Source organism: Gammaproteobacteria bacterium (assembly GCA_016199745.1).
Lineage (GTDB): Bacteria > Pseudomonadota > Gammaproteobacteria > Acidiferrobacterales > Sulfurifustaceae > JACQFZ01.
The window spans coordinates 41,391-53,527 of record JACQFZ010000069.1; the positions used below are offsets into that span (position 1 = coordinate 41,391).

Annotated in this window: 8 protein-coding genes and 3 tRNA genes; 8 read left to right on the forward strand and 3 right to left on the reverse strand. The window is 56.7% G+C overall.

Features of this window, described 5'->3' with window-relative positions:
• Positions 1-40: 40 nt before the first annotated feature.
• Both rpmA and rplU read right to left on the reverse strand, forming a co-directional pair.
• Positions 41-298: a 50S ribosomal protein L27 gene (rpmA, locus tag HY308_17860; GenBank protein MBI3900137.1), complete on the reverse strand. Its 258-nt coding sequence runs from the start codon at positions 296-298 to the stop codon at positions 41-43.
• Positions 299-319: 21 nt separating this feature from the next.
• Entirely contained in the window at positions 320-658 is a 339-nt protein-coding gene (rplU, locus tag HY308_17865) for a 50S ribosomal protein L21 (GenBank protein ID MBI3900138.1), read from the reverse strand.
• Between the two features lie 171 nt (positions 659-829).
• On the opposite strand from rplU, the gene ispB reads away from it, so the two are divergent.
• The 7 genes from ispB to HY308_17900 all read left to right on the forward strand — a co-directional run bounded on the left by ispB (position 830) and on the right by HY308_17900 (position 8,103).
• The gene (gene ispB, locus HY308_17870; GenBank protein ID MBI3900139.1) at positions 830-1,798 is read left to right on the forward strand and encodes an octaprenyl diphosphate synthase; all 969 of its coding nucleotides are present in this window, start codon (positions 830-832) and stop codon (positions 1,796-1,798) included.
• Between the two features lie 7 nt (positions 1,799-1,805).
• A tRNA-Pro gene (locus HY308_17875) sits at positions 1,806-1,882 on the forward strand.
• Between the two features lie 331 nt (positions 1,883-2,213).
• Complete coding sequence (locus HY308_17880) at positions 2,214-3,848, forward strand: hypothetical protein (GenBank protein MBI3900140.1); 1,635 nt, start codon at positions 2,214-2,216, stop codon at positions 3,846-3,848.
• Positions 3,845-5,218 carry a sigma-54-dependent Fis family transcriptional regulator gene (locus HY308_17885; protein MBI3900141.1) on the forward strand — a complete coding sequence of 458 codons (1,374 nt, stop codon included), beginning with the start codon at positions 3,845-3,847 and terminating at the stop codon, positions 5,216-5,218. Before HY308_17880 ends, HY308_17885 begins: the two co-directional genes overlap by 4 nt.
• 392 nt (positions 5,219-5,610) lie before the next feature.
• The gene (locus HY308_17890; GenBank protein ID MBI3900142.1) at positions 5,611-6,078 is read left to right on the forward strand and encodes a prepilin-type N-terminal cleavage/methylation domain-containing protein; all 468 of its coding nucleotides are present in this window, start codon (positions 5,611-5,613) and stop codon (positions 6,076-6,078) included.
• A gap of 88 nt (positions 6,079-6,166) precedes the next feature.
• Positions 6,167-7,966, forward strand: coding sequence for an O-antigen ligase C-terminal domain-containing protein (locus HY308_17895; GenBank protein ID MBI3900143.1), 1,800 nt, complete (start codon positions 6,167-6,169; stop codon positions 7,964-7,966).
• A 61-nt stretch (positions 7,967-8,027) separates the two neighbouring features.
• Positions 8,028-8,103 (forward strand) — tRNA-Ala (locus HY308_17900).
• A gap of 256 nt (positions 8,104-8,359) precedes the next feature.
• On the opposite strand, the gene HY308_17905 is transcribed toward HY308_17900, so the two are convergent.
• Positions 8,360-11,668, reverse strand: coding sequence for a DEAD/DEAH box helicase (locus tag HY308_17905; GenBank protein ID MBI3900144.1), 3,309 nt, complete (start codon positions 11,666-11,668; stop codon positions 8,360-8,362).
• A gap of 106 nt (positions 11,669-11,774) precedes the next feature.
• Between HY308_17905 and HY308_17910 the strand changes: the two genes are divergently transcribed.
• Positions 11,775-11,850, forward strand: a tRNA-Arg gene (locus HY308_17910).
• Positions 11,851-12,137 lie beyond the last annotated feature (287 nt).

Below are 12,137 nucleotides of genomic sequence, written 5' to 3' on the forward strand. Positions count from 1 at the left end.
CGCTGTCGCCAGGGCGGGGTTTCTCTATGAACAGCTACAACTAAACCGACCGGACGCTGACCGTTCTACGGTTACGCGGGCCTTTGATCTCGAAGTACACATGGCCATCGGCGGTAGCGAACAGCGTATCGTCCTTACCGATACCGACGTTGGTACCCGGATAAAAACACGTGCCGCGCTGACGGACCAAGATGTTACCGGCAAGAACCTGTTCGCCGCCATAACGTTTTACACCTAACCGCTGAGCGTGTGAGTCGCGACCGTTGCGCGAACTACCGCCCGCCTTTTTATGTGCCATTGCAGTATCTCCTGTATGCCGTTAGGCGGCTGGCGCCGCGGCTACTGCCGCAACACCGGCAACCTTGGTAATTTCGAGCTCGGTGTACGACTGGCGATGACCGGCGCTACGACGGTAGTTCTTGCGGCGACGCATCTTGAAGATGCGAACTTTTTCACCGCGACCATGGGCACGCACTGTCGCCGTCACCGTGAGACCCGCAAGCTCGCCGCCTAAACGCGCGCCCTGCTCGTCAGCGACCAACAAGATCCGGTCCAAATCAATGGAATCGCCGGCGGCCACCTCAAGCTTCTCCACGCGAATGACATCGCCCGGAGCTACCCGGTACTGTTTGCCGCCAGTTTCAATCACCGCGTACATAATATTCGTCTCCGAAAAAGTTGCGTCTTAAGCCAGACGCCGGGCTGAAAAGGCCCGCAATTCTAACGGCCGGCCCCTATAAGGTCAAACGATACGTGCCTTTGCTTGACAGCTTAGTACCCCATCCCTACGATGCCCGACCTTGCCAACCCCCTAATAATGAACGGCCGCATGGACTTCGAAGCCATCAAAGCGCTGGTGCACGAAGACCTTCAGGCGGTAAACCGCGAGATTAGCACGCGCCTGCAGTCGGATGTGGTGCTGATCAATCAGCTGGCCAATTACATCATCGGCAGCGGCGGAAAGCGGCTCCGACCGCTCATCGTCCTGCTCGGCGCCCGTGCCGTCGGCTATCAGGGCCAGGCGCATATTCAGCTGGCGACCATCGTCGAGTTTATCCATACCGCCACCCTGTTGCACGACGACGTCGTCGACGCCTCGGAAATGCGCCGCGGCCAGTCGACCGCCAATACGATTTGGGGCAACGAGGCCAGTGTCTTGGTCGGCGATTTTCTGTACTCGCGAGCGTTTGAAATGATGGTGGAAGTCAACGAAATGCGCGTCATGGAAATCTTAGCGCAGACCACCAATACCATTGCCCGCGGCGAAGTGCTGCAACTGCTCAATTGTCACGATCCGGAAACCACCGAAGAACGCTATTTCGACGTCATCTCCAGCAAAACCGCCAAGTTATTCGAGGCTGCCGCCCGCCTGGGAGCCGTCATTAACAAACAACGCGGGGCGATCGAAGAACAAATGGCGCGGTATGGGCTGCATCTGGGAACGGCATTTCAATTAGTCGACGATACGCTAGACTATGGCCGCAACAACCCGGCCCTGGGCAAAAATGTCGGCGATGATTTGGCCGAGGGCAAGCCGACCTTGCCGCTGATCCATGCCATGCGTCATGGCAGTACTGAACATCGCGATTTGATCCGCGGCGCCATCGAGCGCGGCGATCAAACGCAGATCGATGCCGTTATTAATGCAATTGAATCGAGCGGTTCCATCGCTTACACTGCCGCCCGTGCCGAAGTCGAGGCGGCGCTAGCTAAAGACGCCCTGGCTTCGCTTCCCGATTCGCCTTACAAGCACGCACTTGTGGACCTGGCGGCCTTTTCCGTCCACCGCAATCATTGATCCAGTTCGGGGTATAGCTCAGCCTGGTAGAGCACTTGCTTCGGGAGCAAGGGGCCGGAGGTTCAAATCCTCTTACCCCGACCAACATTATGGGTCAGTTCTTTCGTCTACTTATTATCCTGTTCGCCTGCTGGCTAGTCGCTCAATTTATTAAGCAGCTGCTACCCGGTCGTCCAGCGCCTAAACAACGTACTCGTACTACGCCTAGCATGCCGGCACGCATGGTGCCGTGCGCACATTGCGGCGTGCATATTCCCGAGAAAGATGCACTGGTTCATATCGGCCACGCTTACTGTTCGCAAGAACATCGGAACGCCGGTCCGTCCTGATCGTTGAGCGGCAGCGCTTTGCCTACCTTTGGAAACTGTGCTAATCCAATAAGATGTCAGCGCAGCCAAGGACGCTTCCTCTCAATTTGACCCCGTTACAAGGAACGGTCGCCGCCAGTCACAATTGGCGGCTGCTGGGCCTGTTTAATATTTATCGGGTCTGCATCGCTGTAACAACCCTAGCTATCAGCCTGACCCTCGGGCAGCTACCGCCTTTTGGTGCCGATAATCCCGCGCTTTTTAGAATTGCCGGCATTGTTTATTTTGTTATATCAATTACCGCCGTCGAAGCCGCCCGCTGGCGTAAGCCGGATTTTGATACGCAGATCAGCGTTTGGACCTTTGCCGATATCACATTACTCGCACTGCTAATGCATTCGAGCGGCGGCATCTCCAGCGGTCTGGGTTTGCTGCTTATCGTTGCCTCCGCGGGTAGCAGTCTCATGCTCGGTCGCCGCGTGAGCATTTTTTATGCATCGCTCGCTACCGTTGCCGCCATGCTGGAGCATTCTTGGGATTTACTGATCGGCGGCACGGTGACGGAAAACTTAGTGGGCGGTTATCCGCAGGTCGGCCTACTCGGCATCGGCTTATTCACCACCACTTTTCTGAGCTACACCCTAGGCTCGCGCCTACGCGCCACGGAAGTTATCGCGGCGCGGCGCGGTGTCGATATTGCCAACCTCACTCATATCAATGAGCTGATTATCCAGCGCATGCAGTCCGGTGTATTAGCGTGCAATCACACCGGCAGCATTATGTTTATGAATCAAACGGCGCAGCGATTTCTCGGGTTGAGAGAACCGCCACTCGACAAGAAAATGTCGCTGAACGAAATCTCCTCGGATTTAGCCATTCAGCTGTTTCAATGGCTCGGCGATACCCCCGGGCAACGTACTCGCCGTGCCTTTACTACCCGGGCGAATTACACCCTGCTGCCACGCTTCGTGCCGCTCGGAGCCGCCAAAGAAAGCGGCACGCTGGTCTTTCTTGAGGACATGGCAGCGCTAAAACAGCAAGCGCAACAACTCAAAATGGCAGCGCTCGCTCGGCTGACGGCCAGTATCGCCCACGAGATTCGCAATCCGCTGAGCGCCATCTCCAATGCCGCCCAACTACTCGGTGAATCCGTCGGCGAAGACAGCGAACCCAAACGACTGACGACGATCATCGAAGAACAAGGTCGGCGTATGAACGTCATCATCCAGAACGTCACCCAGCTAAGCCGGCGCGACCGTGTCAATCAGGCACGGCTGGCACTGCAAACGTGGCTGGCGGACTTCCTAACGCAATACGTCGACGCGGTTCGAATTCCATTGCCGGCATTCACCCGCCTAGGCGATGACGTCGAAGCACTGTTCGACCCGGATCAGCTCAATCAGGTCATCACCAATCTCTGTCAAAACGCCCTACGCCACAGCCCGCCATTCTCTGGAACGGCCTTAATTAAACTGGCTACCGGCAACGACGGTGATGGGCGCCCCTATTTCGACGTGATCGACTGGGGCAGCGGCGTACCCGCCAATATCGCCGACAACATTTTTGATCCGTTCTTTACGACCACTCCGAAAGGCACCGGGCTTGGTCTATATATTGCTAAAGAGTTGTGCGAAGGCAACGGCGCGTTACTGGACTACCACCCCGGCGAAGGCGGGGTCGGCAGCCGTTTTCGCGTCACCCTAGCCCGCGCGGAAGAAAATAATGAACTCGGAGCAGTATGACCAAACAAAAACACCAGGTGCTGGTCGTCGATGACGAACCAGACATTCGGGAGGTTCTCGAACTTACTCTTGGACGGATGAATCTCGAAACGCGGACTGCCTCGAACCTTGAGGAGGCGCGTCATCTGCTGGGCGAATTCAAGTTTGATCTGTGCCTAACCGACATGCGTTTGCCGGATGGCAATGGTATCGAGCTGGTACGTCACATCCAGGATAAGTTTCCCTACCTTCCCGTCGCCGTTATCACCGCATTCGGCAACATGGAAACGGCGATTGCGGCGCTAAAAGCCGGCGCCTTCGATTTCTTGTCGAAACCGCTCGATCTGAACGACTTACGCAACATCGTTCGGTCAGCATTACGCGTCGCCCAGGTACCGAGCACCGCACCTGCCGCACCCGCCGGGCAGGCCGTCGCTTCCGCCGGCACTCGCCGGTTGCTCGGCGACTCCGAGGCCATGCACAAGGTCCGCGCGCTGATCGAGCGGCTGGCCCGGGGCCAAGCGCCCATTTACATCAGCGGCGAGTCGGGCACCGGCAAAGAACTGGCCGCTCGCTTGATTCATGAACTCGGACCGCGCGCCGGCAAGCCATTCGTGCCGGTGAACTGCGGTGCCATTCCTGAGCAATTGATGGAGAGCGAGTTTTTCGGGCATAAAAAAGGCAGCTTTACCGGCGCCCTGCAGGACAAAGATGGCTTGTTCAAAGCCGCCGATAGCGGCACGTTGTTTCTCGACGAAGTGGGCGACCTGCCCTTAACGATGCAGGTGAAGTTACTGCGTGTTATCCAGGAACGATCGTTGCGACCCGTCGGCGCCCAGACCGAAATCAAAGTCGATGTGCGCGTGTTATGCGCCACCCATAAAGACTTGCTCGAGCTGGTCAAACAAGGCCGGTTTCGTCAGGACCTTTATTACCGGCTGAACGTCATTCAGCTGCATATCCCCAGCCTGCGTGAGCGAGCGGAAGACATCCCGCTACTGGCCGATCAGCTCTGCGCCCGCCTAGCCGACGCCATGGCAATGAAGGCGCCCCGTTTAACGCCGGAAGCCCATACTTCCCTAAGTACTTACGGCTTCCCGGGAAACGTCCGTGAGCTCGAGAACGTGCTGGAGCGCGCGCTTACACTTTGCAACGGCAACGACATCACCGCCGACGATCTGCAACTGCATGAAACATCAGAGGAAGAAGCGGAAACCAAAGGATTGCTGGGCGGCGAAGAGTCGCTGGACGACTACCTGGAACGCATTGAGCGCGTCGCTATCGAGAACGCCTTAGCGAAAACTAGCCAGAACAAAACGGCGGCGGCAAAGCTGTTGGGCATCAGTTTCCGCGCCCTTCGTTACAAACTTGAAAAGCTCGGCATGGGCTAGCGTATACACTGATATGTCACTTCTCGTCGCCCTGCCGCGGCATGGGGTGACGAATTTTGTCAGGTCTGAGCACTAGACCTCCGTTTTTGTGCCGACGAGCATCACCATTCGGTCGACAGACGCGCTCGTAAACCGCGCGTTTGCGGCAGGTAGGGCCGTGGCATAGATCCTGCAGCTATATGGGGATGCCGAAAGGCATTTGGCAGTACTCCTGAGTCAGTTGTTTGACATTCGTACAGGGGCTGACTAAGTAACCAACGGAGGAGGTTCTGGAAAGCATCGGCCTGAAAGGAGTCGCAAGGGCCAAATGCTTAAGAACTAAGGTGCCACACGAAAGTGGGGCCGGTTTTTTCCAGGACGCCCTCGACTCAAGATTCAACCGGAGGCATTACATGAAAACGTTACAAAGAGGTTTTACGTTGATCGAACTGATGATCGTGGTCGCGATCATCGGCATTTTGGCGGCGATTGCGATTCCGGCGTATCAAGACTACACCATGAAAGCGAAAATCAGCGAAGGACCTGCAGTCGCTGTACCAATCTTCACGGCGTTAGGCGTTGCCTGCAGTGATGGAACGCTATCTAGCGCCACCACACTTGTAAGTCTCGACATTGTTGCAAGCGGTGTTACCGCCTTTACAAATGCTGCCTGGAGATACGTGAGCCCTACAGCTGGCATTACGCTTAGCGGCCTATCAGCCACCGCAGCTACTGTGACTATCAATTACCTTCAGTTCGGTCCCATGTCAGCTACGGGAACGGTCGTATACGCAGGCACTTGTGATGGTACAGCCGGCTTCACTTGGGCAGCACCGACAGCATCCGGCGGAATACTCTCGAAGTGGCTGCCCAAAGTATAGGTAGCGGAAGAAATAAATAACTCAAGCCCGCCTGCCAAGGCGGGCTTTTTTTTGAACCCGAAATTTTTCTCAAAGGGATAAGGTACGTATGAGCGAATCTTCCCGTCCAGCACTTATTACTATGGCCTCAATAAGTGTTGTGATCTTGGGGTTGCTGACCGTTATCCCATTCCTACTGCCACACCACGGACTACCTACCGCCTTTTATAGTGAATGGGCCGCATTTGCCATCGGGTTCGCAGCTTGCTTCCCATTTTTTTTATGCAGAACTTTCTGGCGTGACCTCGAAGTTCCTCACACAGCGATCTACCTGTTTGCAATAATCCTTCTAATCGCGCTTCAGGCTCTCGTTATCGACCACGCCTACGTTGCCCAGGCCCTGCTGCCGGGAATCTATCTAACTTGGGCGTTGTTGCTAGTGGTCCTTTGCGCATGGATACGCACACAACTCGGACTTGACCGTGCTATCACCGTCATCGCCTGGCTAATTACCATCGGTGGCGCTTTACAGGCAGCGGTCGGCCTCGTGCAGTATTTCGACATCTCTGGTCAATTGGCCTTGCTTATTGATATGAAGGGCCAGGCTAGCGTCTTCGGAAATACAGGCCAACGAAATCACTTCGCTACGCAAATCACCTTCGCAAGCTTTGCCATTGTTTATTTACATGCGACAGATCGAGTCAATCGCGCGTTTGCGATATCACTATTGATTTTGTATGCGTTGGTTTTGACCATGTCGAGTTCTCGTGCGGCTGCCATTTTTCTCGTCGCCGGATTTCTTTTGTCGTTTATTTCATATCGCGCCACTCGGAACTCCATTCATCGACGTCTATTGCAGGGAACCAGTTTGATCCTGGTTTTATTTTTGCTCTTTCAGTATCTCTTACCTTTCCTTAACGACTGGCTGAAATTATTGCTTAACATCATGGGACTCGATATAGGCGGCATAGATGCTTTAGTGGCATTCCAACGAAACGCCGCCGACGGTATTGATCTGCGCACATCGGAGTGGCACAAAGCGTGGCTTATGTTTTTAGAGTCACCTATATGGGGAATAGGTATCGGCCATTACGGATGGTACGGCTTCGGCTACCAGGCCCTTCCCGAATTTGCTGCCATATCAAAAGCGGAGCTCTTTCATCATTCCCATAACCTGGTGATGCAGGTTCTTGCTGAACTCGGCATAGTCGGCCTACTCTTGCTAGTATCCATGATCGTTACATGGCTCCGTCAAGTACTGCCACACTGGAAAAATCCTTCGTATTGGCTGATTTTTATCTTGCTGATAGTCCTCTTACTACACAGCAGTGTCGAATTTCCCCTCTGGTATAGCTACTTTTTGGGAATTGCCGCGATACTACTTGGGCTAGGAAATGAGAAAACATTAAAGACTACTTTCACACCAACCCTCGGCCAATTCGCCGCCGGTGCTTCCCTGCTCCTATCTGCAGCGATACTCGCAATCACATTCCGTGGCTTTCAAGATCTTACTGAAATCAATGGGCTGATCTTAACCTCAACACCTCAAGAAACATCAGCAATGCTGCATGCAATATCAAGAAATCCGCTGCTGACGCCGCTGGCAGAAGCGATCACCATTCAAACTGCGAAGCCCGATAGAAATGCGCTCGACAAACAGCTATTGATGGCAACCCGCGTTATGCAGTACCGCCCCGGCCCCCGTAGCATTAATCAGCAAATCGTCTACTTGGCTCTTTCAAATAAATCAGCAGAAGCATTTGTCCTACTGAAAAAAGCTTTCATCGTCTATCCAACAGAATTTTCAAAATTCGCTTGTTCCTGGAAGTCAACGAAAGCTCAAGAAGTTCGATCTCTGTGGCAAGAAGCGCAAAAACAAATTGATGACACCATAGAATGCCCGACATGAAGGGAATCATCAGCAAGCCCTTCATAAACCCCCGTAAACTCGTTAAACTACGCGACCTTATGGGGCGGTAGCTCAGCTGGGAGAGCGCTGCGTTCGCAATGCAGAGGTCGGGAGTTCGATCCTCCTCCGCTCCACCAATTTTCCCTTATGCCAACAACCGGTTAACGTCGTCAGCGCTAGCCGGTTTTTCTTTCTGTTTCCCCAACGTAACCAAATCGTGACCGGCTGTCCAAAACGGCCACGGCCGGCCCGCACGTTTTCCAGTGCCAGCTGACCGATCCCGGCATGGAGTTCTCTGACGCTCGGACTGGAGTCGTCAAACTTCTCGGCGGCGGTAATGAAAGTGCTCGGTAGCACGCGCCAAAAACGGCTTCGTCTTCCGGACACGACCGACTATCCCGGAAGCGGCGCCAACAATGCCGCTAATTCCGTTTCATCGAATTTCACCGTGCCATGGCCGTCTGCGGCCAGGATGCCGGCGGCAAGCTCGGCTTTTTTCTCCTGCAACGTCAGAATTTTCTCTTCGATGCTACCGGCAACGATGAGCTTATAGACAAAAACTGGCTTGTCCTGGCCGAGTCGGTGGGCGCGGTCGGTGGCTTGGTTTTCGGCGGCCGGGTTCCACCAGGGGTCGTAGTGGATGACGGTATCGGCGGCGGTCAGGTTTAGGCCGACGCCGCCGGCCTTGAGGCTGATAAGGAACACCGGTACCTCGCCTTGCTGAAAACGGCGGATTGTGGATTCGCGATGTTTCGGCTTGGTTTGACCGGTGAGCACGGCAAACGGGATCTGCGCCGACGTCAATTCCTGCTCGATCAAGGCGAGCATCCCGGTGAATTGCGAGAACACGAGGATGCGCCGACCTTCATCGACCAATTCCGGCAGCATACCCATCAAGAGCGCGAGCTTGGCGCGTTCTTTGACACGCGCGGCGGCGGCCGTTTTCAGCAGGCGCGGGTCGCAACATACCTGCCGCAATTTGAGCAGCGCGTCGAGAATGAGGATGTGGCTACGGTTGAAGCCTCTTCCGGCAACAGCATCGCGCACTTTTTTATCCATGCTGCTGCGTACCGCTTCGTACAGATCGCGTTGCCCGGCCTGGAGCTCGACGGTTTGAACGATGACGGTCTTGTTCGGCAACTCGGTCGCCACTTGGTCTTTGCGTCGGCGCAAAATGAAAGGCCGGAGGCGGCGCGCGAGCAAGTCACGGCGCAGTTGATCGCCGTGCTTCTCGATCGGCGTGCGCCAATGGCGTGCGAACCGTTTGGCGTCGCCGAGAAAGCCCGGCAACAGAAAGTCGAATTGCGCCCAAAGCTCGCCCAGGTGATTCTCCAGCGGTGTTCCCGTCAGGCACAGGCGATGACGCGCGTTGAGCTTGCGGACCACAGCGGCGGCGCGGCTCGCGCCGTTCTTGACGGTCTGCGCCTCGTCGAGGATCACGAAATGATAGTCGTGCGCGGTCAGCTCGGCTTCGTCGCGCCATAGCAACGGATAAGTCGTCAAGACAATGTCGTACCTTGGAATTTGCGCGAACAACGCGCTGCGCTCGCTACCTTGTAAGACGAGCACCGACAACGCCGGCGCAAAGCGCGCGACCTCGTGCTTCCAGTTATGCACCAGCGAGGTCGGCAACACGATCAGCGCCGGTCGATCGAGCCGCCCAGCCTCTTTTTCCAATAACAGATGCGCCAAGGTTTGCGCCGTTTTTCCAAGGCCCATGTCGTCCGCCAGAATCCCGGCAAGTCCGTACGTACGCAGGTACTGCAGCCATGAAAGGCCGTCGCGCTGATACGGTCGAAGCGCGAGCGTGAAGCCACGCGGCGGTGCAACCGGCGTCACGCCGGCGGTGGCCTGCAAACGTTCCGCCATCTGTTGCACATCGTCCATCCCGCGGAATTGCCAGCGTCCGCTGTCGGCTAACGCCGCGAGGCGCGGCGCGTCGAGCACCGGCAAACGCAGCGCGCCGGTGGGTACGACGTCGAACAAATCGATCAACGTGCGCGCGAGCGGCTTCAATCGCCCGGCCGGCACCTGCAACCGCAAACCGTCGGCGGCGCGCAGCTCGATCGCTTCGGCATCGTCGATACGCGCCAGACGATCGTCCGCCAACCAGCGCGAATCGCGCGCAAACAACGCCGACAGCAGCGGCGCCAGCGCCAACCGTCGACCGTCGACATCGATCCCCATATCGAGCTCAAACCAACCGTTGCCGCCGTCGGTAATGTCCGCATACCACGCGGTCGGCTCGAGCCGACGATGACGAAAATTCGGCGGCACTTGCACGTCCCAGCCGGTGGTACGCAACCGCGCCAACGTCGTCACGAAGAAAGTGTTCCAAGCGTTCTCGTCGTGCAACGCATACATGCGCGGCGGCACCGCCAAACTGGCGGTATGAAGCGCATGCGCCGGCACGCGCGCCAAGCCGAACGACTTGAGCGATTCGAGACGACGCGCCTCTTCCCGCCGCCGACGTTTCACCCGCACTAAATCGCCTGCCGCGGTTTGCACGAACTCCGAAGAATCATCGACCGAGACCAGCACCGTTCCATAACGGAATACCGGAACGGCGTAGTCGAACTCGATCGTGTCGTAGTTGTAATTACGCGGATATCCGCGAAAGCGGCGCACGCCATAGACCGACAGCGTGCCGAGTTTCAATACCGGAACCGGCACCTCGTCGATCACCGGTATCTGCGACAACGCATCGGCCGCCGGTCGCGGTAGTGCCGGCGCCAATTCCGATAGCGCATCCGCCACCAACGGCGCCTCGCGCGCATTGAGCGGCGGCAACTCCAGTAACCGCCGTGCTTGTGCGACCGGCAACGTCAGCGTCAACGGTCCAATAAGTCCCGCCGGCACATCCACGTACCAAAACGATTTGAGCGCGAGCACTGCGGTCGCCGGCGGCGTCGTGCGCACGTCGGCCTGCAATAGACCATTGGCGTCGAGACCCCACGCCATCTCGCCGCGGCGCGCGGCACCCTCGGACAAACGCACGAGCGACTGTTCGCCAAAATATAACCGGCCGCTGGCAACGAGACGCTGCAAAATCTCTTCGCCGTGCGGTCCGGCCAGCGTCAATGCATAACCAAAACCATCGCGCGGCCGTTGCAGCCAGAGTAATCGCAATATCTCCAGATCGCTTTCGTCGACAAACTTCGGCGGCCGCATCAACGCCTGGTCGACGTTGTGCCAATCCGCCGCGGCCTGCGCCGGACGACCATCGACATCGAGCCCACCTTTGCGAAACAGGACGTGCCACGTACGTTCATCGATGGACCGATCGATCACGTAATAAAGCGCGGTGGTAGGCTTGACCGCACGCTTGGATTTTTCCGGCGCCGCCGGCGGCTGTAACGACGTGCGAAAATTCTCGATCCACGACAACACATCGGGCCGCACGGCCGGCGTTTGATCGCGCTGCGCGATACCAACGAGCAAAACCGCCGCCGTATGCTTACAGAAATAACCGACCGGACAGGAACAGCTCGCCTGTAACCGCCAATCGCGGCGCTCGATTCCATGGAAGTGGATGTCGACCTGATACGGACGCCGCACCGTGCCCTGCACGCGCGCATGCAGCGATTGCGGCCGAACGTCGAGCTCGGAAACGCGCACGAGATAGTCCTGCGCCTTGGCGACCTCGCGCTCGTTCAACCAGCGCAGTACGTCGCCCCGGGTATATGTGGCAGTTGGATTCATCGGCGACCTGCTTGCAAGCGGACGATTTTACAGGATGCCCGGAAAGGTCCGCCAGCGATCCCGTGCACGGTTCCGGTCCGATCACGTCTGCTAGAATACCGCCCGCGCCCCGGTAGCTCAGTGGATAGAGCGACCGCCTCCTAAGCGGTAGGTCGCCGGTTCAACTCCGGCCCGGGGCACCAGTTAGATCAGCACGTTATCTCCTCCCTCTCACGCCGATTCCCGCTTGAGGTTCGTTCAAAGCGGGGTTTGTCGTAAAACTGTCGTAAGGGCTCTGCAAAAGGGGGAAGAAATGGCATCGCACTCGGCGCCGGCGTTATCACTAATGCCTAGGGCCTGTCATCAATTAATCCCCTTTGTCATACTTCTGTTCTCTCCAACTGCGAGCAAGCACAGCGGAAGATGGCCAGACGATACGGATTGCGAGACGACCAGTGGGAACGAATCAAGGATTTACTGCCGGGCCAAG

What these genes read in the sequence shown, in the direction of transcription:
- rpmA (MBI3900137.1), bottom strand. Translation starts at nt 298, where the DNA reads ATGGCACATAAAAAGGCGGGCGGTAGTTCGCGCAACGGTCGCGACTCA.
- rplU (MBI3900138.1), bottom strand. Translation starts at nt 658, where the DNA reads ATGTACGCGGTGATTGAAACTGGCGGCAAACAGTACCGGGTAGCTCCG.
- ispB (MBI3900139.1), top strand. Translation starts at nt 830, where the DNA reads ATGGACTTCGAAGCCATCAAAGCGCTGGTGCACGAAGACCTTCAGGCG.
- HY308_17885 (MBI3900141.1), top strand. Translation starts at nt 3,845, where the DNA reads ATGACCAAACAAAAACACCAGGTGCTGGTCGTCGATGACGAACCAGAC.
- HY308_17890 (MBI3900142.1), top strand. Translation starts at nt 5,611, where the DNA reads ATGAAAACGTTACAAAGAGGTTTTACGTTGATCGAACTGATGATCGTG.
- HY308_17895 (MBI3900143.1), top strand. Translation starts at nt 6,167, where the DNA reads ATGAGCGAATCTTCCCGTCCAGCACTTATTACTATGGCCTCAATAAGT.
- HY308_17905 (MBI3900144.1), bottom strand. Translation starts at nt 11,668, where the DNA reads ATGAATCCAACTGCCACATATACCCGGGGCGACGTACTGCGCTGGTTG.